This window comes from Kribbella speibonae, assembly GCF_004331375.1.
Classification (GTDB): domain Bacteria; phylum Actinomycetota; class Actinomycetes; order Propionibacteriales; family Kribbellaceae; genus Kribbella; species Kribbella sindirgiensis.
The window spans coordinates 128,371-148,732 of record NZ_SJKC01000001.1; the positions used below are offsets into that span (position 1 = coordinate 128,371).

Annotated in this window: 23 protein-coding genes; 14 read left to right on the plus strand and 9 right to left on the minus strand. The window is 68.5% G+C overall.

Annotated elements, in window-relative coordinates; all coding sequences use genetic code 11:
- Positions 1-12 precede the first annotated feature (12 nt).
- The 4 genes from E0H92_RS00695 (at position 13) to E0H92_RS00710 (ending at position 4,332) form a co-directional block, all read left to right on the plus strand.
- Positions 13-816, plus strand: coding sequence for an alpha/beta fold hydrolase (locus E0H92_RS00695; RefSeq protein ID WP_131495037.1), 804 nt, complete (start codon positions 13-15; stop codon positions 814-816).
- Positions 817-845: 29 nt separating this feature from the next.
- Positions 846-1,790 carry an aldo/keto reductase gene (locus tag E0H92_RS00700; RefSeq protein WP_238173254.1) on the plus strand — a complete coding sequence of 315 codons (945 nt, stop codon included), beginning with the start codon at positions 846-848 and terminating at the stop codon, positions 1,788-1,790.
- Positions 1,791-1,835: 45 nt separating this feature from the next.
- Complete coding sequence (locus tag E0H92_RS00705) at positions 1,836-2,387, plus strand: DUF4240 domain-containing protein (RefSeq protein WP_131468613.1); 552 nt, start codon at positions 1,836-1,838, stop codon at positions 2,385-2,387.
- Between the two features lie 106 nt (positions 2,388-2,493).
- Complete coding sequence (locus E0H92_RS00710; RefSeq protein WP_131495039.1) at positions 2,494-4,332, plus strand: HNH endonuclease signature motif containing protein; 1,839 nt, start codon at positions 2,494-2,496, stop codon at positions 4,330-4,332.
- A gap of 304 nt (positions 4,333-4,636) precedes the next feature.
- Here the strand turns inward: E0H92_RS00710 and E0H92_RS00715 are convergent, their stop codons facing one another.
- Positions 4,637-5,290, minus strand: a complete 654-nt coding sequence (locus tag E0H92_RS00715) for a hypothetical protein (RefSeq protein ID WP_202873483.1) — start codon at positions 5,288-5,290, stop codon at positions 4,637-4,639.
- Positions 5,291-5,367: 77 nt separating this feature from the next.
- Between E0H92_RS00715 and E0H92_RS00720 the strand changes: the two genes are divergently transcribed.
- A complete protein-coding gene (locus E0H92_RS00720) occupies positions 5,368-5,808 on the plus strand; it encodes an SMI1/KNR4 family protein (RefSeq protein ID WP_165549658.1) in 441 nt (146 codons plus the stop codon).
- On the opposite strand, the gene E0H92_RS00725 is transcribed toward E0H92_RS00720, so the two are convergent.
- Positions 5,805-7,061, minus strand: a complete 1,257-nt coding sequence (locus E0H92_RS00725; protein WP_131495041.1) for an RNA polymerase sigma factor — start codon at positions 7,059-7,061, stop codon at positions 5,805-5,807. The genes E0H92_RS00720 and E0H92_RS00725 overlap by 4 nt on opposite strands.
- Positions 7,058-7,411 (minus strand): YciI family protein, encoded by a 354-nt coding sequence (locus E0H92_RS00730; protein ID WP_238153358.1) that lies wholly within the window; start codon positions 7,409-7,411, stop codon positions 7,058-7,060. Before E0H92_RS00730 ends, E0H92_RS00725 begins: the two co-directional genes overlap by 4 nt.
- Positions 7,412-7,591: 180 nt before the next feature.
- Here E0H92_RS00730 and E0H92_RS00735 point away from each other — a divergent pair, with 180 nt between their 5' ends.
- From E0H92_RS00735 to E0H92_RS00740, 3 genes are all read left to right on the plus strand, one after another.
- The gene (locus E0H92_RS00735; protein WP_131495042.1) at positions 7,592-9,019 is read left to right on the plus strand and encodes an MFS transporter; all 1,428 of its coding nucleotides are present in this window, start codon (positions 7,592-7,594) and stop codon (positions 9,017-9,019) included.
- 10 nt (positions 9,020-9,029) lie between these two features.
- Positions 9,030-9,185, plus strand: coding sequence for a DUF6131 family protein (locus tag E0H92_RS43980; protein WP_165546417.1), 156 nt, complete (start codon positions 9,030-9,032; stop codon positions 9,183-9,185).
- 72 nt (positions 9,186-9,257) lie between these two features.
- Positions 9,258-9,620: a YciI family protein gene (locus tag E0H92_RS00740; protein WP_131495043.1), complete on the plus strand. Its 363-nt coding sequence runs from the start codon at positions 9,258-9,260 to the stop codon at positions 9,618-9,620.
- Here the strand turns inward: E0H92_RS00740 and E0H92_RS00745 are convergent.
- Both E0H92_RS00745 and E0H92_RS00750 read right to left on the minus strand, forming a co-directional pair.
- Positions 9,591-10,358, minus strand: a complete 768-nt coding sequence (locus E0H92_RS00745) for an enoyl-CoA hydratase/isomerase family protein (protein WP_202873484.1) — start codon at positions 10,356-10,358, stop codon at positions 9,591-9,593. The genes E0H92_RS00740 and E0H92_RS00745 overlap by 30 nt on opposite strands.
- Before the next feature lie 45 nt (positions 10,359-10,403).
- On the minus strand, positions 10,404-10,946 hold the full coding sequence (locus E0H92_RS00750; protein WP_131495045.1) for an ester cyclase: 543 nt from the start codon (positions 10,944-10,946) through the stop codon (positions 10,404-10,406).
- A gap of 53 nt (positions 10,947-10,999) precedes the next feature.
- On the opposite strand from E0H92_RS00750, the gene E0H92_RS00755 reads away from it, so the two are divergent.
- Positions 11,000-11,647, plus strand: a complete 648-nt coding sequence (locus E0H92_RS00755; RefSeq protein ID WP_131495046.1) for a TetR/AcrR family transcriptional regulator — start codon at positions 11,000-11,002, stop codon at positions 11,645-11,647.
- Between the two features lie 232 nt (positions 11,648-11,879).
- Entirely contained in the window at positions 11,880-12,776 is an 897-nt protein-coding gene (locus E0H92_RS00760) for a VldE C-terminal domain-containing protein (protein ID WP_238153291.1), read from the plus strand.
- A 47-nt stretch (positions 12,777-12,823) separates the two neighbouring features.
- Here the strand turns inward: E0H92_RS00760 and E0H92_RS00765 are convergent, their stop codons facing one another.
- On the minus strand, positions 12,824-14,089 hold the full coding sequence (locus E0H92_RS00765) for an FAD-binding oxidoreductase (RefSeq protein WP_131495047.1): 1,266 nt from the start codon (positions 14,087-14,089) through the stop codon (positions 12,824-12,826).
- Positions 14,090-14,176: 87 nt separating this feature from the next.
- On the opposite strand from E0H92_RS00765, the gene E0H92_RS00770 reads away from it, so the two are divergent.
- Positions 14,177-14,914 carry a phosphotransferase family protein gene (locus E0H92_RS00770; protein ID WP_131495048.1) on the plus strand — a complete coding sequence of 246 codons (738 nt, stop codon included), beginning with the start codon at positions 14,177-14,179 and terminating at the stop codon, positions 14,912-14,914.
- Here E0H92_RS00770 and sigJ read toward each other — a convergent pair.
- Positions 14,895-15,773, minus strand: a complete 879-nt coding sequence (sigJ, locus tag E0H92_RS00775) for an RNA polymerase sigma factor SigJ (protein ID WP_131495049.1) — start codon at positions 15,771-15,773, stop codon at positions 14,895-14,897. The two genes, E0H92_RS00770 and sigJ, sit on opposite strands and share 20 nt — an antisense overlap.
- A 67-nt stretch (positions 15,774-15,840) precedes the next feature.
- Between sigJ and E0H92_RS00780 the strand changes: the two genes are divergently transcribed.
- Positions 15,841-16,581: a glycoside hydrolase family 16 protein gene (locus E0H92_RS00780; protein ID WP_131495050.1), complete on the plus strand. Its 741-nt coding sequence runs from the start codon at positions 15,841-15,843 to the stop codon at positions 16,579-16,581.
- A gap of 144 nt (positions 16,582-16,725) precedes the next feature.
- Positions 16,726-17,754: an anthranilate phosphoribosyltransferase gene (gene trpD / locus E0H92_RS00785; protein ID WP_202873485.1), complete on the plus strand. Its 1,029-nt coding sequence runs from the start codon at positions 16,726-16,728 to the stop codon at positions 17,752-17,754.
- Here trpD and E0H92_RS00790 read toward each other — a convergent pair.
- Both E0H92_RS00790 and E0H92_RS00795 read right to left on the minus strand, forming a co-directional pair.
- On the minus strand, positions 17,751-18,506 hold the full coding sequence (locus E0H92_RS00790; protein ID WP_131495052.1) for an alpha/beta fold hydrolase: 756 nt from the start codon (positions 18,504-18,506) through the stop codon (positions 17,751-17,753). The two genes, trpD and E0H92_RS00790, sit on opposite strands and share 4 nt — an antisense overlap.
- Positions 18,497-19,495: an acyltransferase domain-containing protein gene (locus E0H92_RS00795; protein WP_131495053.1), complete on the minus strand. Its 999-nt coding sequence runs from the start codon at positions 19,493-19,495 to the stop codon at positions 18,497-18,499. Before E0H92_RS00795 ends, E0H92_RS00790 begins: the two co-directional genes overlap by 10 nt.
- 124 nt (positions 19,496-19,619) lie before the next feature.
- Between E0H92_RS00795 and E0H92_RS00800 the strand changes: the two genes are divergently transcribed.
- The gene (locus E0H92_RS00800) at positions 19,620-20,336 is read left to right on the plus strand and encodes a DinB family protein (protein WP_131495054.1); all 717 of its coding nucleotides are present in this window, start codon (positions 19,620-19,622) and stop codon (positions 20,334-20,336) included.
- Positions 20,337-20,362: the final 26 nt, after the last annotated feature.

Below are 20,362 nucleotides of genomic sequence, written 5' to 3' on the forward strand. Positions count from 1 at the left end.
GAGGAGAAGACCATGAGCACCGTGACTTCGGCCGACGGCACCACCATCGACTTCGACGCATACGGCGAGGGCAGACCGCTGATCCTGATCGACGGAGCGACCGCGCACCGCGCCGTGAACCCGCTGAACGGCGAGGTCGGCGAGCTGCTGACGGACAGCTTCCGGACGTACGCGTACGACCGGCGGGGCCGCGGCGCGAGCACCGACACCGCGCCGTACGCGATCCAGCGGGAGATCGAGGACCTCGCCGCCCTGATCGACGACGCCGGCCAGCCGGCCATCCTCTTCGGCTGGTCGTCGGGTTGTCTGCTGGCCCTGGACGCCGCGGCCGCGGGGCTGCCGATCGCGGGGCTGGTGTTGTTCGAGCCGCCGGTCGTCGTCGACGACGTACGGCCGCCGCTGCCGTCCGACTACGTCGAGCAGTTGGACGCGTTCGTCGCCGAGGGGCGTCGCGACAAGGCCGCCGAGCTGTTCATGACCGCGGCCGCCATGATGCCCGCCGAAGCGATCCCGGGGATGAAGCAGTCGCCGTACTGGGCGCCGGTCGAGGAGATCGCGCACACGATCGCGTACGACGGCCGCATCATGGGGACCACGATGTCGGGCAACCCGCTGCCTGCGGACCGCTGGGCCGACGTGAAGGTACCCGTCCTGGTGCTGTACGGCGACAAGACCTGGCCCGCGCTGTCCGCCGGCGCCATTGCCGTGGCCAAGCACCTGCCGACCGCGACGTTGCGGGCGATCCCCGGCGAGAACCACGGGACCGAGGCGGCGACGCTAGCGCCGGTATTGCGGGAGTTCGCGGACTTGACCTGAAGCGCACTCCAGATTGTTGGATCATGCGCATGCTGAATCTTGCGCTGGGCGCGATGGAGTACGGGACGCGGATCGACGAAGAGACCTCGTTCCGGTTGCTGGATGCGTATGTGGACGCCGGCGGGGAGTGGATCGACACCGCGAACTGCTACGCGTTCTGGCAGGACCCGAGCGGACACGGTGGACAGAGCGAGGAGCTGCTCGGGCGGTGGTTCGCACAGCGGCCCGGTGTACGGGACCGGGTCAAGCTGGCAACCAAGGTCGGGTGCGAGCCGCTCTGGCCCGGTAGCTACCCCGAGCACGCGGAAGGCCTTGGCGCGAAGGCAATCGACGCTGCGCTCGAGACATCGCTCCGTCGTCTCGGTGTCGACCACATCGACCTCTACTGGGCGCACCGCGACGACAGGTCCACTCCGCAGGAGGAGACTGTCGCCGCGTTCGGCAAGCACGCCACGGCCGGCACCATCGGGCGCCTCGGGCTGTCGAACTACGCACTGTGGCGGGCCGAGCGGATGCGCGGCCTGGCGGGTGAGCTGGGTGTGATGGCGCCGAGTGCGCTGCAGCTGCGCTACTCGTACCTGCAGCCGCGGCCGTTCGTCCGTGACCACGCCCACGACCACCGCTTCGGCTGGATCACCGACGAGGTCCTCGACTACGCCCAGAACAACCCGGAGCAGCAGCTGTTCGCCTACAGCCCGCTGATGTCCGGCGCCTACGAGAACCGCGCCGACCGCCCCATCGACCCAGCCTTCGACCACCCCGGCACCACCCGCCGCCTAGAGGCCCTCACCGACCTCGCCACCACCCTCAACACCACCCGCTCCGCAGTAGTCCTCGCCTGGCTCACCGCAGGCACCCCCGCCATCACCCCCATCGTCGGCATCAGCACCCCCACCTACCTCACCACCGCCCTCGCCGCCGCCCACCTCACCCTCACGCCAGAACAACACCGCCAACTCGACGAGGTCTGGTAGTTCTGACCCTCCCGTTCGACCCGGGATCGGTGAGATGGTTTGTGGGTGGACAGGGATTCGTTCTGGGGTCTGGTCGAGGATGCGCGGGCCTCGGTGGATGACACCGTGGCCGATCCGGACGGGGTTGCGGACGCGCTGACCAAGGTGCTGGGTACGGCGGAGGCCGAGGAGATCGTCGGGTTCGGGACCGAGCTCGCGCGGTTGCAGGTCGAGTCGTTCCGCTGGGATCTGTGGGCGGCGGCGTACCTGATCAATTCCGGCGCTTCGGAGGACGGGTTCGACTCGTTCCGGGGCTGGCTGCTCGCCCAGGGCCGGGAGGTGTGGGAAGCGGCGCTGGCCGAACCGGACTCGCTCGCCGACGTCGTCGACGAGGACCGGCCGGAGGGGTTCGAAGGGTTCGACGGGGAAGGCATGCTGTACGTCGGCAGTCACGCCTACAAGAACCTGACAGGCGACGAGCCGGCGTACTGGAAGGCCGTCGACCGCGACGCCCCGGACACCCCGGATCTACCGGCAGGCAAAGAGATCGACTTCGACGACGAAGAGGACCTGGAAGCCCGCCTCCCGCGGCTGTCGGCGCTCTACCTGAACGTCTAGTCGCGTTCGCGCGAACGCGAAAGCCCTTCTCTCACAGCGGATTCGCGACGCATCGGCGATGATGCGCCGATTTGTTTCTCTCGAACAGGTGTTCTAATATGAGTTCATGACGACAATCGCGGTGGAGCCAGCTGGTGCGCTGATGCCGCCTGACGATTGGCCTGACCCTGAGAACCCACATCCTCCGCGTTATCTGGGCGAGGAGGATTGGTACGACGACCTGCCGCCGATGTCACGTGTGGATGGGCTGGAGTGGGAGCTGTGGGCCGGGGTCGAGCAGGACGAGGCCGAACGGGAGATGCTTCGGCTGAAGGCCCCGGCGTGGGTCTTCCTGCCGCCTGGTGCCGAACTGGCAGCGGCCTTGGAGGAGCTGCGGCCACAATGCGAGTCGCCGGTCGCGTTGATCGAGGCAATGAAAGCCGCGGCCCGCATGGAAGCCTGGGCCGCAGCCATCAAGACTGCCGCGATGGCGTCGTTCCACCGGCAACGTAAGGCCCAAGCGCGCGAGATCCCCCGCCCCACCCAGGTCGACTCCTCAGGCCGGCCGGTCGATCCGGAGCGGTCCTGGGCCGCCGAAGTAGGCGCTGCGCTGCGCCTGTCCACCAACACCGCGGTCCGGCAGATCAACACCGCACTCCATCTGACCGGAGCTCTGTCGGCCACCCATACCGCGCTGCGCTGTGGTGCCCTGCCCTTTGCCAAGGCGCTCGCCATCTCCGAGGCCACCCGCGCTCTCCCGGACGCGGCCGCGCAAGCCGTCGAGGCGCACGTGCTGCGCCGCGCCCCAGGCCAGACCCACGCCAACCTGAACGCATCTCTGCGCCGTCAGGTCGCCAAACACACCTCGTACGACGATGCGGAGCGGCATCGTGCCGCCGTCGCCGAACGCACCTGCAAGATCGTCCCGCTGGCCGATGGCATGGCCGGCCTGTGGGTCGTGCACACCGCCGACAAGATCCAGCAGATGTGGGTCGTCGTCCAAGCCATGGCCGACCTCGCCAAACGCGGCACCCCACAACCCACCACCACGACCACCACCACGACCACCACCACGACCGCCGCGACCGCCGCGACCGCCGCGAGCGACTCCACCGATGCCGCCAAGGCAGCAGCAACCAGCACCGCCCAGACAACAGCAACCAGTGCCGTCCCGCCAGCAGGAACTGGCGCCGTCTCGCCAGCAGCAGCCCACGCCGTCCCGGTCGAGGCTGCCGATGGGGCGCCGGCAGGAGCAACTGGTGGGACGTCGGCGAGCACCTCAGCCGGCCGAGCCACAGGTGAGTCGAGCAACGACGAGCGGACCGCGGAGCAGCGGCGGGCCGATGTGGTGGCCGATGTGTTCGAGTACATGCTGCACAACGGCCTCGACTGGCTCGGCCGCCGACTACCCGACCGTCACCGACGACGACCCCACATCGAAATCCTGATCCCGGTAACCACCCTCCTCGGGGTGGACGACAACCCCTGCGACCTGACCGGATACGGACCCGTACCGGCGGACATGGCGCGCCGGATCGCGCGTGACGGCACCTGGCGCCGACTACTCACCGACCCCGTCAAGGGCAGCGTTCTCGAGGCATCCACTCACCGCCACGACCCGGGCGCACTGGTCAGCGAGACTCTGCTGGCGCGCCATCCGGTCTGCGCCTGGCCCGGCTGCAACCGCGCCTCACGCGAATGCGACCGCGACCACGTCACACCGTTCGCACAATCCGGCCAGACAAGCCTGACCGGGATGGTGCCGTACTGCGAGTACCACCACGTCGTGAAAGACACCCCCGCCTGGGGCTGGACGAGCACCAGCCATCCCGACGGCTCCGTCACCCTCACCGCACCCACCGGCCACCGCTACACCACCGTCCCACCAGCCCGCGGCCCCGTCGCCCCAGAGGACGGCACACCCAAATCTCCCAGCAGTCCCCCGGGCGACCCGCCACCGTTCTGATCCACACCCAACACCTCGAGGGCAGCCTTCGAAGTCGACACCGACCTGGCATGAGCCAGCCCACGCTGCCTGCCGACACATCAGACCGGTTCGCCGACACATCAGACCGGTTCGCCTGCTCATCAGACCGGTTCGGCTGCTCATCAGACCGGTTCGGCTGCTCATCAGACCGGTTCGCCTGCTCATCAGACGGATGCGGCCGCGGATCACGCGACTCCGTCGGCGATCCGGCGCGTTCGCTGCGGATCAGGCGGGTGCCGTGGACCGGGCGTTCCCACCGGCTGTCCGTGCTCTACCTGAACGTCTAGGCCGGTTCGCCGCTCAGCCGTTCGATTGCGTTGCGGAGGCGGCGGCGCCACCCGGCGCGGCCGGCTTCCTCGTCGGCGGCTGCGAGGCTGACCAGGTGCTGGGCCGTTTCGAAGCCCTCGGCGGTCTGCGGCTCCACCTCTGTCAGGGCGGCTTGCGGTTCGGGGACCTGGCGACTGGTCCAGCCGAAGCCTTCCGGTACGAGCAGTTCGGGGACGAGTGTTTCGTGGCTGAGTGACGTTAGCTCGTTGTCACCGTTGCCGATGCTGAAGATCGTCGTGCCGCGTCGTCGTACGTCGCCGATGCGTTCCAGCAACGTGTCGGCTGGTGTGTCCTCGGCAACGACCAGCAGCGACTCGCCACGACCTGCGTCCTTGAGGCGGTCCAGGCCGATCGCCAGGTGCGGTGGTGCGTCCGGCGGGGGCGCCCAGCGGACCAGCGACGGCCGCAGGTCCTCAACGCCGGCTCGGTGCAGCTCGTCGTCCAGGTGCGCGGTCAGGTGCCAGGGCTCGTCATCGACCGGTCCGAACAGCATCAGGCCGCTGCGTCTGGTGGTGAAGCGTCGCAGCGCATAGCCGAACTCGGTGGTCCGGCTACCCAGCTCGGTGCCGCTCAGCATCTCCCGGAGGAGTGAGGCCCTGGTGAGATCCACACCTCCAACCTGACACATCCACCGGTCCAGCGCGAGCGGCATACTCGGCGTACGACGACGTGAAAGGACGGCTGCGAGTGACGTCACCGGCCTACAGGGAGCCCTACCCCGCCGTTCCCGAGAGCAGGTTGACGGAGTTGGAGGAGCAACTGGGCGCCCGGCTTCCTGAGCCCTATCGCGTGTACCTCGCCGCCCAGGACGGCGGTGCGCTCGAGGGCTACAACAACCACGGTATCGAGATCATCCTCGGGATCGGAGAGGTCCCCAAGTGGTCGAGCCTGTGGTACCTCCTCGGGCAGGAGCGCGACGTGATTCCCGGCGGCTGGATACCCGTGGGCACGGACGCCGGCGGTGGTCTTTTCCTGCTTGTCGTGACCGCTCAGGATCGAGGTTCCGTCTGGTACCAGAGCAGCGAACTGGAAGAGGACGACGACGGGGTCTCCCATCCCGTGGTGCGCGAGCGACTGGCGGACTCTTGGGATGAGTTTCTGGCGTCGATCGAGCCTGTCGAGGCCTAGAGGCGGTCGGCCTTCGACTGTAGGTAGTTGCGCTCCGGCATGCTTGTCGTGCGACGGGCCGCCAGGAGGTAGCTCTCCCGCGCCGCGGCCGTGTCGCCGGACATCTCGAGTAGATGCGCGCGGACAGCTTCGAGTCGGTGGTTCATGCGGTCGTCGGACTCGAGCGGCTCGAGTACGGCGAGGCCCTCCTTCGGGCCGACCGCCATGCCCACGGCTACCGCGTGGTTGAGCTTCACCATCGGGTTGTCGACCAGTTGCTCGAGTACGTCGTACAACGCGACGATCTGCCGCCAATCCGTGTCGTCAGCACGCTCCGCCGTGTCATGGACCGCGGCGATCGCCGCCTGGACCTGGTACGGCCCCAGCTGGGTCCGCGACAGCGCATCGCTCACCATCGCCTCCCCCTCGACGATGGCGGCGCGGTTCCACTTCGACCGGTCCTGCTCGGCCAGCGGGATCAGTGTCCCGTCCGCACCGGTCCGTGCCGCCCGTCGTGCGTCGGTCAGCAGCATCAGCGCCAGCAGCCCCGCCACCTCACCGTCGTCCGGCAGCAGCTTCCGCACACCACGCACCAGCCGGATCGCCTCGGTCGTCAGCTCCGCACTGTGCAACGACGTACCGGACGACGCCGTGTAGCCCTCGTTGAAGATCAGGTAGAGCACATGCAGTACGGCGCCCATCCGCTCGTCCCGCTCCGCCTCAGGCGGCATCTCGAACGAACTGCCCGCCTGCTTGATGCTTCGCTTCGCCCGGCTGATCCGCTGCGCCATGGTTGCCTCCGGCACCAGGAACGCGGCCGCGATCTGCGCGGTCGTCAGACCACCGACCGCACGCAGCGTCAGTGCGATCTGGGACGCCGCCGACAACGCCGGATGGCAGCAGAGGAACAGCAACGTCAGCGTGTCGTCCCGACCACCCGGGTCGTCGATCTCCGGGCCGGACGCAACGAACTCCTCCGGAGCGGCCAGTTGTGCCGCGTTCTCCTCACGTCGCCGCCTGGCCGACTCGCTGCGCAACAGGTCGGTGAGCCGGCGCGACCCGACCCGGATCAGCCAGCCACGCGGGTTGTCCGGCACGCCCTCGGTCGGCCACTGCTGCGCCGCCGCGAGCAGAGCCTCCTGGACCGCTTCCTCGGCCAGGTCGAAGTGACCGTAGTGCCGGACCAGCGCACTGAGCACCTGCGGCGCCTGCTCCCGCAGCAACAACTCGAAGCCCGTGCTCTGCCCGACTGTTCGCTCGCTACGCTCGCTCACATCTCCAGCCCAGACATGTCCATGACCGGTCGTACCTCCACGGCGACGTACTCCGCGTCCGGCATCCGGGCCGCGTACCCGATCGCCTGGTCGATGTTGTCGCACTCCACCAGGTAGAACCCGGCCAGGTGCTCCTTCGCCTCGGCGTACGGCCCGTCCGTCGTGGTCGTGGTGTCGTCACGCACCTGCACGGTCCGTGTGGTGATGGGGTCGGCCAGACCGGCCGCACTGACCAGCAGACCTTGCTCGGTCAGCTCCCGCGACAGCTCCTCGTGCGCTGTGGTCAGGCCGTCACGTTGCTCCGGAGACAGGCTCGCCCAGCTCTCGGCGTTGCTGTAGATCAGCAGCATGTACTTCACAGTCACCATCCTGTCCCGAGTGGAGGCCGCTGTGACCCCCAGTTAACAGGTACGTCGAAGCAGGTACGCCGCACTTCGACAGATCCGGAATGTCGAAATGCACCCGGTCGGCGCCGACGTCTCCCGCGAGTGACGCTCAGCCGGGGCGTCCCGCCGTACTGGAGATGACTGATGGTTTCGCATTCGAAGCGTTGGTTCGCGCTGGCGTTGCTCTGTCTGACCGGGTTCATGATCATCCTGGACGCGTCGATCGTGCTGGTCGCCGTGCCGTCGATCGAGCGTGACCTGACCTTCTCGACCGGTGGGGCGCAGTGGGTGCCCAGCGGGTACGGGCTGATGTTCGGCGGCCTCCTGCTGCTCGGCGGCCGGATCTCCGACCTGCTGGGGCGCCGGCGCGTCTTCATCACCGGACTGCTGCTGTTCGCCGGGTCCTCTCTTCTCTGTGGGCTCGCGTGGAGTGGGGACGCTCTGGTCCTCGCACGCGGGCTCCAGGGCGCGGCAGCCGCCGTACTGGCTCCGAGCGCGTTGTCGATCGTCATGACCACCTTCCCGTCCGGTCCGGATCGCAACAAGGCTCTGGGGATCTGGGGCGCGACCAGTGGGGTCGGCGGTACGGCGGGTTCGCTCGTCGGCGGACCTGTCACGGAAGGACTCGGCTGGCAGTGGATCTTCTTCATCAACGTGCCGGTCTGCGTACTGGTCGTCGTACTGGCGCCCGTACTGCTGCTGGACAGCCGCGGACCGGGACGCCGGGGGTTCGACGTGGCTGGCGCCGCCAGCGTCACCGCCGCACTGATGGTCCTCGTGTACGCCGTCATTGAGGCACCTGAGTCGTCGGCGACGCGGACCGTACTCCTGCTGCTCGCCTCCGCCGCTCTGTTCGTACTGTTCGTAGCAGTGGAGAAGCGGTCGGCTGCACCACTCGTACCGCTCCGGATCTTCCACTCGCGCGCACTGGTCGGCGGCAACCTCATCACGATCAGCTGGGGTCTAGCGGCGTTCGGACTCAACTTCGTCTACACGCAGTACGCACAGCTCGCACTGGGCGTGTCAGCGATCCGCTACGGCTTCATGTCCGCCGTACTCGCCGCAGCCGCTGTCGTTGCGTCCATCGTCGGTCAGCACCTCGTCACTCGAGTCGGACCGCGTCGGGTCGCCTTGGTGTCGCTGCTGATCGCAGGACTCGGTACGACGCTGATGACTCAGGTCACCGTGACCTCTGGGTACTTCGAGCTCGCCTTCTGGGGGCTGACGATCTTCGGCGCCGGTCTGGGCGCGGGTACGGTCGCCGGCTCGATCGCCTCGCTGAGCGACGTCGCGGGCGAGGACGCCGGAGTCGCGTCCGGCCTGCAGAACGCGAGCTTCCAGATCGGCGGTGCCGTCGGCGTGGCCGTGGTCTCCGCCGTCGCCACTGCCGGTACGTCGGGGGTCTCGCCGGCCGCCCTCACCCACGGCTATCGGATCGCGTTCGCGACGGTGTGGATCTTCCTCGTGATCGGCGTAGTCGGCTGCCTCCTCGTCAAACGACCGTTGGAGGTTCGGACGACCGGACGTGGGCACCGGACATCCGTGGCCGTCACCGTCAGGCGGCCCAGTTGAAGGAGGTTCCATGCTGGTCCTCGGACTGATTCTGCTGATCCTCGGGTTCGTGCTGAACATCTCGATCCTGTGGACCATCGGCATCGTGCTGCTCCTGGTCGGAGCGGTCCTGTGGCTTCTGGGAGCCACCGGCCGCGCGGTCGGCGGCCGAAGGCACTGGTACTGATCGACGCGAGCACAAGGACCCCGCGGATCCGTCCGCGGGGTTCTGTCGGCGCGGGTGGTTACCGTGTGGCCCATGAAGTACGTCGTGATGATCTTTCGGAGCGTCGACCGGGTGTGGACCGCGGACGACGACGCGGCCCTGGACCGCTTGATGCGGCTCGAACAGGAACTCGCCGAGTCCGGCGAGCTGGTCAGCTCGGAGGGACTGCGACCGCCGGAGGACGGCCGGATCGTGCAGATCCGGGACGGTCAGCAGGTGGTCACCGACGGCCCGTTCGGCGAGGCCAAGGAGCAACTGGCCGGGTTCTTCCTGGTCGACACGCTCGACGACCAACGCGCACAGGAGATCGCCGGCCGGGTTTCGGTCGCGGTCGCCGATCGGGTCGAGCTCCGCGGCACCCTGATCTCAGAGGGGATGCCAGACGAACTTCGGTGAGCGTTTCTGGGTGAAGGCCTCGATCCCTTCCGCGAGCTCACCCGAGGCGATCGTCTCGCGATACCGCCGTACGGCGGCCGCGTCCGCGTCCTCGCCCGCCAGCAGTGCGTTGACCGACTCCTTGGCCGAGCGGATCGTCAGCTGCGACCGCGACACCAGCGTGTCCGCGAACGCCTCGGCCGCCGCCATCGGGTCGTCCTCCACGCGGTCGACCAGGCCCTTCAGCTCGGCGCGATCCGCGGTCAGCAACTCACCGCTGAAGAGCAGGTACTTCGTGGTCGCGGGACCGACCAGGTCGAGCAGCACCTTGATCGCGGCGGGCGGGTAGACGACGCCGATCCGGGCCGGCGTCACGCCGAAGCTCGCGTCCCGGGCGGCGAACCGGAAGTCGCAGTTCACCGCGATCTCCAGGCCGCCGCCGATGCAGTGCCCGCGGACGACCGCGATCGTCGGCTTCGGGAACTCCCGCAACGCCGCCTGGGCCTGCAGGTTGGACGCCCGCAGCTCGTCCATCGGATCGGCCGGGTCGGCGCCTGAGATCAACTCCCGGATGTCGGCGCCGGCCGAGAAGCTCGCGCCGTCGCCGGTCACCAGCAGGACCTTGACCTCGTCGTCGCTCGCCAGGTCGGCGAGGAGCCCGGGCAGGGCCGCCCACATCGCGCGGGTGAGCGCGTTCCGCTTCGCCGCGCGATCGATCACCAGCCGCGCGACCGCCCCGCCCTCGATCCGAAATCCCACGCGGGCAGTCAACCAGCAACCGCCGCGGTTCCGCCGCGCCCTGGATCACATCTTCTTGGCGCGGCTGTTCTTCTTGGCATGGCTCTTCGCGCGGGCCATCCGGAACAGGTAGACCGGGGTCGGGGGGACCCAGCCGAGTTCCTTGGCCTGGCCGAGGTCGTCGCGGTTCGCCCAGTGCTCGACGACCAGGCCGTCCTCGATCCGCAGCCAGTGCGACTGGGTGGCCGCGAAGGTCCTGCCGGTCGGCGGGAACACCGTGTCCACCGAACCGTCGTCGGCGTACGTGACGAACGGCGCCACGTGGCGGCCCTTCATCGTGGAGTTCACCGCGACGAGGTTGCCATCAGCAACCACATGGTGAATCTCGTACGACAGGCCATCGAAGGCGGTGCGCAGCCACTGCGCGGTCGCGTAGAAGGCGGCCGGTCCCCGCGTCCGGCCACCCGGCGGGCCCACCACGTCCTCCAGGTTCCGCGCCTCCGGGTGGATCAGGGCGTCGAAGTCGGACCGTTCCCCGTCGGCCATGATCTGGATGCTGCGGACGGCGATGTCACCAGCCTGTGCTGTTGGATGCGGCGTCGTACTCATGAGCTCCCCCAATTAGATACAGTGTGACTGTACTCAAAAGGATCGGACCGGTGATGGCGGAAGTCAAGAGGAACTACGACGCGACCTCGCGCCGAGAGCGCGCCCGGCTGCGGCGGCGTGACGTCGTCGTCGCGGCACAGGAGCTGTTCGACGCGGACGGCTTCCAGGCGACCACGATCAGTGCCGTCGCCCGCCGCGCCGGCGTCTCACCGGAGAGCATCTACAAGGGCTTCGGCACCAAAGCGGCCCTCGCGAAGGCGGTCTTCGACTTCGTCATCGCCGGCGACGACGAGCCGGTCCCGATCGCGGAACGCCCCGAAACACTCGCGGTCCAGGCCGAACCCGACGTACGGCGGAAGGTCCGGCGGTACGTCGACGCCCTCGTGGAACGCCAGCAGCGGTCGGCACGGGTACAGATCCTGATCCGCGACGGGCGGCACGGCGACGAAACGCTCCGCGAGACCTGGCAGACGCTCCTCGACGAGCGGCTGCTCGGGATGACGATGTTCGGCCGCCACCTGGTCGAGACCGGCGACCTCCGCCCCGGCATCACCGTCGACGAGGTCGCCGACGTCCTGTGGACGTACATCTCCGTCGAGCTCTACGAGTTACTCGTCCTGCTCCGCGGCTGGACTCCGGAGCGTTACGGCGACCACCTGGCGACCGCGATCACGACGGCGATCTGCCGACCAAGCGTTTAATCTCGGAACGGTCACATCCGGATAGCGGGCAGATCACGCCTGCCGCCCGCCGGTGGATGTTCGTAATGCGTTAAGACGAGGGGCCGATTCGAACCGGCGCGGCGAAGTGTGCTTGACTCCTCCGGTCGATAACGTTTTGGTCTCGGCAGATTGGGTTCGACAAGTGGCTGCAGGACGGCATAGACAGGCGCGGCACCGGCAATCGCGCACCAAGATGATCCAGCCGGGTCTCGTGAAGGTAGCGATTCCGGGCGCGGCAGTGGCGATGGTTGCCACCGGTTCCGCCGCCGCACTTCCCAGCCAGCACGTTCAGCTCGACCCGTCGATCGCCAGCTCGTCCCTGCAGCTGTCGCGCGACGCCACGATCAGCCGGGACGCCCTGCGTCCGCCGATCAACCCCACGACGACCCCGTCCGCGGCACCCAAGCCCAAGGCGAGCCCGACGGCCAAGCACCTCAAGAAGCAGGCGCCGATCCCGAAGCCGACGTCGGCGAAGACCCGGGCGGCCGAGAAGATTGCCGCGGCACCGAAGGCCACCGGCACGAAGTACACCACCACCGACGTGAACCTCTGGTCGCTGCCGCTGACCGGCCTGCTGCTGGACGTGCTGCCGAAGGGCACCAAGGTCTCGGTCACCGGCAAGGTCGACGGCCTGTACGCCGAGGTCGTCAGCGACGGCAAGTCCCGCTGGGTGAAGGCGCAGTACCTGTCCGCCACCAAGCCGGTCGCCACTGTTTCCGGGGCGATCTCGCAGGCGGCCTGCAAGTCCGGTTCGGCGGTCGAGGACGGCCTGACCCAGGACGCGATCCGCGTGCACCGGGCGATCTGCGCGAAGTTCCCGGACATCTCGTCGTACGGCGGTCTGCGGTCCGGCGACAGCGGCTCGGAGCACTCCAGCGGCCGTGCGCTCGACATCATGGTCAGCGGTTCCGAGGGCCAGGAAGTCGCGGACTGGCTGAAGGCCAACTACAAGAAGCTCGGCGTCAGCCAGCTGATCTGGGAGCAGCACATCTGGACGGTCCAGCGCAGCAGCGAGGGCTGGCGCGCGATGGAGGACCGCGGCGGCGCGACCGCGAACCACTACGACCACGTGCACGTGAGCGTCTACGGGAACTCCGGCACGGTCTGAGGTCTTGTCTTGGAGAGCGGCCCGGGGCGGGGACCCGGGCCGCTTTTCTATGGCTTGATGTTGGCGTTCAGGTGGAAGAAGTTGGTCGGGTCGTAGGCCCGCTTCACCTCGCGCAGCCGCTGCAGTTCTGCGGCGCCGTACGCCGTCTCCGCCCGACCAGGGTCACCGAGGAAGTTCACGAAGGTCCGGCCCGACGTGGGTATTGCGACCTCGCGGTCGATGATCAGTGAGTACGGCGCCTCGCGGTGACCGATCGGTCCGGCGCCGGGACCCGGGTGGGCCATCGCGCCACCCCAGTGGCGGATCTCGACCGTCGCGTCCTCGAGTTCGGTGACGCCGTCGATCACCTCGTCGGTCAGCGTGTCCAGGAAGTCGAGATGGCGAGCGGGCGTGCCGCCCATCGCGGCGTCGGCGTACTCGATCGTCGTCAGCTCACCGGCGAGCCGCGGGCCGGCGACCTCGAACAGTGGCTTCAGCAGGTGTTCGGCCAGGTCGGCCGGGCCGGCGTACAGGACCTTGATCGCGACGGCGCGCTGCTCGGTGCCGGGGACGCGGGTCAGGACGACCGCGGTGCTGAGTTCGTTGGGGATCGCGGCGGTCCAGTCGCGGTACCGGCGGAGGATCTCGGCGGCGCGGTCGATGCCGTAGTACACGATGCCGGCGTGGACCTCGCGGACCGGGTACAGCCGGAACTCCAGCGAGGTGACGATGCCGAAGTTGCCGGTGCCGCCGCGGATCGCCCAGAACAGATCGGGGTGCTGCTCGGCGCTCGCGGTGACGGCGCGGCCGTCGGCGGTGACGACCTCGGCGCGGATCACGCTGTCGGCCGCGAACCCGTACTTGCGGGCCAGCCAGCCCACTCCGCCGCCGAGCGTGTACCCGGTGACGCCGACGTCGCGGTGCGACCCGGACAGCGGCGCGAGCCCGAACTGCCGCGCGGCGTCCAGCACCGCACCCCAGCGGGCACCCGGCGCGACCTTGGCGATCCGGCGCTCCGGGTCGATCAGTACGCCGGTCATCTGGGTGGTCTTCACCAGGATCCCGCCGTCAGCAGGCACCCGCGTGCCGTGTCCCGTCGCCTGCACGGCGATCGGTACGCCGTACTCGCGAGCGGTCCGCACCGCGGCCTGGACGTCGGTCCGCCCGTACGCCTCGGCGATGACGAGGGGACGCGAGTCCACCGACGGGATCACGGAACGCCGCTGCTCGTCGTACTCCGGCTCTCCGGGCAGCCGGACGGCGCCGTTGAAACCCGCCCCGAGCAGTCCCGCCACGAGGTCACTGGCAACCGCTGCAATCGCCTGCGTAGACATCTGATCCCGCTCCTTCGCCGTATCCGCTTCCTGCTCATACGTCGAAGGAGATCGCCGGGACTCGACACGTCCGCCAAACTTTTCTCGATGACTCACACGGTCGACATCTCCGGACAAACCCTCACCAAGCGCTACACATCCTGGGTGCGCGACGAGCCGGCCCGCGAATGGGCCGCCCTCGCCCTCCTGTCCCGAACGGCGCCCGACCTGACCCCGATCCCTCTCACGTCCTCCACGGCCGACCCTCCGTGGATCACGATGACCCTCATCCCCGGCCGCCCCCTCGAGGCCCCGCTCACCCAGACCACAGCTCTGGGCAACGCCCTCGAGACCCTCTGGTCAGCCCCCTTCGGCGACCTCCAGCCGATCGATCTCACCGCTCTGGTCGACCGCACCCGAGCCGGCCTCACCGCACTGGCCGACCGCGGCGACGTGATCGCGGACGCCGCCCGTACCTGGCTCGACAACGAGCCCCCCGACCTGAGCGTCGTACAAGACCCGGTTGTTGCGCACGGCGACCCCAACCTCGCCAACTACCTGTGGGACGGCGTTCAGGTTCGCATCGTCGACTTCGAGGACACTGGGTCGGGCGATCGCACGGTCGAGCTGGCGAACCTGGTCGAACACCTGTCCTGGCGGCAGGCCGACCCGACCCCGTTGGTACGCCGGTTCTCCGTCGACCCCGAACGCTTCCGGGCGGCGCGCTGCCTGTGGGCCGGGTTCTGGCTGACGCTGATCGGGCCTGGCGGGCCGAGCGCGCACCGCAATCCACCGGGGACCGCGGAGGCGCAGGCGCAGCGGGTGCTCAGGCTGGTAGCGGGATGACCTCGAGGCGGTCGAGGTCGGCGAGGATGTCGATCTCGGTGATCTTGCCGTCGGTCACGGTGATCGACATGACGCCCATCAAACGGTCGTTGACGATGGTGATCGCTCCGGGCAGCCCGTTGACCAGAGCCAGCTGGGTGTACGGCGCCATGCGGCTGAAGAGCAGTGCCTGCTCGACAACGGCCCGCGCACCGCGGACCAGCTTCGACACAGCCGGTCCGGCGAACTCCGCGGTCGCCGTGCCCGCGTCCGCGCGCAGCAGCACGTCCGGATCCAGCAGTGCCAGCAGCGCCTCGAAGTCGCCGCCCCGCGAGGCAGCCATGAACGCCTCGACGATGACCCGCTGCCTGCTGACGTCCCCATCACTGGCCGGCGCGCCCTGGACGCGCCGCCGCGCCCGGCTCGCCAGCTGACGGGTCGCGGCCGGCGACTTGTCCACAATCGTGGCGATCTCGTCGAATCCGACCCCGAACATGTCGTGCAGCACGAACGCCAGCCGCTCCGCCGGCGACAGCGTCTCCAGTACGACGAGCAACGCCAGCCCGATCGCGTCCGCCTGGACCGCTTCGTCCTCGGGCCCTGGCGCACCAATGATCGGATCCGGCACGTATGTGTCGAGGGAGTCCTCCCGCCGCGACTTGCGGCTGCGCAGCATGTCCAGACACACCCGCGACACCACCGTGGTCAGCCAGCCCGCCAGATTGCCGACGTCACTCACGTCGGTACGGCTCAGCCGCAGCCAGGCCTCCTGTACGGCGTCCTCGGCCTCGGGCAACGATCCGAGCATCCGGTACGCGACCGCACGCAGGTGCCCGCGGTTCTCCTCGAACCGCCGCGCCAGCTGCTCATGCTCGTTCACCGGTACCTCCTCAACGCCCTGACGGATCAGCCCACCATGATGTGACAAGCCAGCGGATCATAGGGGCATGACTGCCTTCGCGGACAACTTCGACGGGCCGGCCCTGGACCTCTCGGTCTGGTCGCCGCACTACCTGCCGCAGTGGAGCTCCCGCGCCGCCTCCGCTGCGACGTACCAGCTGGCCGACTCCTGCCTCACGCTGAGCATCCCCGTGGAGCAGGACCTGTGGTGCGCCGGCGACCACCACCCGGACCTGCGGGTCTCAGGGGTGCAGTCGGGCAACTACTCGGGTCCTGTCGGCAGCACGGTCGGCCAGCAGCCGTACCGTGACGGTCTGCTCGTCCAGGAAGAGCAGGAGCCGTTCTGGGGACTGACACCGGACAGTGGGTACGTCGAGCTCCGCGCCCGCGCCGACATCGCTCCAGGCTCCATGGTGTCGCTCTGGATGGTCGGGTTGGAGGACGAGCCCGACCGCTGCGGCGAGATCTGTGTGATGGAGGTGTTCGGCGACGCCTTGGCTCCCGGCTCCACTGCGGTGGGCATGGGGCTCAAGACCATCCGCGACCCCGCCGTACCGCAGGACTTCGAGGCGGTGCGGCTGCCGATCGACGTACGGGAGCTCCACACGTACGCGGTCGAATGGTCCGCCGGTACGGCGACGTTCTCCGTCGACGGCGCCGCGATCCGGAGTTGCGCGGGCGCGCCGACGTACCCGCTGCAGCTGATGCTCGCGGTCTTCGACTTCCCGGAGCAGTCCGGGCGGGACCACATCCCGAGCTTTGTCGTCGACCACATCCGGGTGCGCTAAGGTCGGTGGCATGTTCCAGCGCGCGAGTATGTGGTGGGCCGTCGACCTGACGGCCTGAATCCGCGCGTACCCACCCGGCCGTCTCCTGCGAGGCGGCCGTTGTCATGTTCTCCTCGTGGGCGACCAGCACCCTGAGGAATGCCGATGGCAACAACAACACTCCGGACGTGGTCCGGTCTGATCTCCGCGCTTCTGGCCGGCTCCGACCTGTCGACGGCGGACACCGGCTGGGCGATGGACCAACTGGTCCTGGGCGAGGCGTCGCCGTCCCAGATCTCCGGGTTCCTGATCGCCCTGCGCGCGAAAGGCGAGACCGCCGACGAGCTCAACGGGCTGGCCGACGTACTGCGTTCGCACGCGACACCGGTGCGGATCGGTGGACCGTTCGTGGACATCGTCGGCACAGGCGGCGACCGGACCGGCGCAGCGAACATCTCCACGATGGCAGCCGTGGTTGCCGCCGCTGCCGGTGTCACGGTGGTCAAACACGGTGGACGCGCCGCATCGTCGTCAGCAGCCGGTTCTGGCGACCTGGTCGAGCATCTGGGCGTTCCACTCGACCTGACCGCTGCGGACGCCGCCCGGATGGCTGCTGATGTCGGACTGACCTACCTGTTCGCTCCACGCTTCAACCCGGCCCTCCGGCAAGTTGCGGTGGTACGGCGTGAGCTGGCGGTCCCCACCGCGTTCAACGTGCTCGCACCGTTGCTGAACCCGGCTGACCCGCAGCACCAACTCGTTGGCGTAGCAAACCCGCGCATGCTGCCTGTGCTGGCCAGCGCCCTAGCTCGGCGTGGCCGGTCCGCGCTGGTCGCACGCGGCGACGACGGGCTCGACAAGCTCACCACTACTGGGTATTCGCGGCTCTGGGTAGTGCATGGCGGTTCTGCCTCGGAGGTGGTGTTCGACCCGCGTTCACTGGGCTTACGACCCTCGTCCCTGGCTGAGCTGCGTGGTGGCGATGCTGCATTCAACGGGCGGCAGTTGCGAGGACTGGTCGACGGAGCGCGCGGCCCGGTGCGGGACGTCGTACTGCTCAACGCTGCCGCGGCCCTGGCGACACTGTCACTGGAGGCCGGCCTGGACCAGCTGCCTGATTGCTTCGAGCGCTGTCAGGAGGCTGTGGACAGTGGCCGAGCAGCAGCTGTACTGGACCGCTGGGTGAACGCCTAGGCGAACCGCAGGATGGTGTCGGTCACCACCTGCGGTTCGCGGAGACTCGGGAAGTGGTCAACGCCAGGCAGCCAGACGAACTCGCAGCCGGGGATGCGTGCGAACGTGCCGCCGGCCACAGCTGCGAGGATCGGCCGGTCCTTGTCCCCAACCATGACGACAGACGGCGTTTGGATCTCGTGGAGCCGGTCGTAAACAGGAGGATCCGGCTTCAGGTACTCGCTCTGGTCAAACCACGCTGGAACAGACGCGCGCAGCTGGCTGACCGCAACCTCGTCAGCACCCGCCGCAGCCCAGTGGCGCAGCCCGAACTGCACCAACCCCTCCACATCCCGGTTCGCTTCCAGTACGGCGTACGCTGCGTCCAGCTCGGGCTCCTCGGGCATCGGGAAGCCGGGGACGCCCGGACACAACAGCACCAGGCCGCGGACCCGCTCCGGGTGGGCCAGCGCGAAGCTGAGCGCCGTACCGCCGCCCATCGAGCAGCCCACCAGCAGCACGTGCTCCAGGTTCAGCTGGTCCAAGACTGTTTCCAGGTCTTCGGTCAGCGAGAACTCTTGTGTCGGCCGCGGCGAACGCCCGTACCCGCGGACGTCGTACCGAAGGACCCGATGCCCGCTGAGCCCGGGCATCACGAGGTCCCACGCATGTGAGTCCCCGATGCCCGGATGCAGCAGGACTATCGGCACACCGTCGCCAGCGAGATGCTCAGCCCAAACGGTGTCCTGTCCAACCGGGATCGTCAGCTCCATGTCTTCAGCATGCCCGTCCGCCCGTACCAATGCCCGCCCGCTCGCAGGTGCTTGACGAAGGCTCTTTGCAGTGTGGTGTCCTGCGGGACGTTGTCGAGGTCCTCGTCGGTCAGCTGATCCTCAGGTACCGGTAGGTGCAGTCCTAGCCGCATCAGCTCGCGGTCACCCTCGGCCGGGTCCTCTGATGGCAGCTGCGGGAGGATGTCGAAGCGGCTCTGGAAACGCATGATGTTCGAGTCCGGGCGCAGGTACTCAGCCAACTGCGGGTCCAGCAGCCAGGAGTGACAGACGAGACCTGCGATCGGCTCCTCCGGGTACCAGCGCTTGAACGACTCAACCGCCGTAGCGACCGACTCCTCCGACTCCTGTGCGTCCAGCCGACCACTCGGTGGGATGTGGAGCGAGAGCACATAACCGGACACACCATCGCCCATGCCCAACTGGGTACGGGTGAACGCGTGCCGGCCGATCTCGTAGTCGGTACCGCGGAAGCGCAGCGGCGGACTCCACAGCGGCATCAGCCCGACACCAGCACAGCCGAAGATGTGCCGGTGCGTCTGCATCACCCCGCCCAGCGCCGCCACGGTAGACACGGTCACCGGCTCCGGCACACCCCGCTGCGCCTGCAGCTCACGCACGCGTTGCAGGTTGGCCAGCAACGCCCACGCCGCTGCGAACAGTCCCACCGGCGACGCATCGCCCGGCACCGCGGGCCAGCCTTTGAAACCAGTGGGAGGCAGTGCCAGATCCAGGTCCCGCTCGACCTCCCCTGCGAGCGCTGCAGTGATCGCCCACCATTCCGGGTCGCGGTCCGGGTCCGGACGCGCCGCCAGCATCGCGTCACGATCAGCCGGGTGCACACCGCAGTACGCCAGCAACTCCTCCGCGTCCTCGGGTAGCCGTAGGTCCGTCTTGCCGTCCAGACCCTCGAACCGCGTCTGGTCCCGCTTCGCGAAGCCCACTCGTTCCGCCGCACTCAGAACGTCCACAACCAGTTCCTTCCGCCGCGCTCGGTCATTCCCTCGACCTCACCACGGGCCGCAGGTCTCGTGCACGACTTTTGTGTCCGAGGTCACGGTTAGGCTCGCCGGGACATCTACCGAGGGAGTGGGAATGGCGAAGTTCGGGGAGTCCGATGACCTGGTCGGGGCCGAGTTCGTGGAGGCGAATCTGCGCGGCGCCCGGTTCGTCGAATCGGATCTGCGAGGTGTGGTGATGCGCGGCGTCGACATCCAGGGCGCGGACATCGACGCGCCGTGGATCGTCGAGCCCGGCGGCAGCCTGACGGTCAACGGTGTCGAGATCGCGGGGTATGTCGACGACGAGCTGAACCGCCGGTTCCCCGGCCGATCGGAGCGGCTGGCCAAGGATCCTGACGGTCTCCGCGCCGCCTGGGCCGCGGTCGAGCAGACCTGGGCCGCAGCGCTCGAGCGCGTCGCGAACATGCCCGCGGGCACGGCTGACGTCTCGGTCGGCGGCGAATGGTCGTTCGCCCAGACACTGCGGCACCTGGTCCACGCCATCGACCTCTGGCTCGGTCGCTCGGTCCTAGAACGGGAAGACTTCCACCCACTCGGCCTGAGCTACGGCGTAGCGGGCTCGACCGAGCACCCGCCGTACGCCGAGGTCCTCGAAGCCCACGCCAGCCGCTTCGGCATGGTCCGCGACCTCCTCGCCACAGTCACCCCGGCCGAACTGGACACACCCCGCAAGAACCCCCACAGCTCCTCCCCCGAAACCACAGGCTCCTGCCTACGCGTAATCCTCGGAGAAGGCTGGGAACACTACCGCTTCGCCACCCGAGACCTCGACACCCTCGACACCCACTGACACCACCCAGAACAGCGAAAGACTGA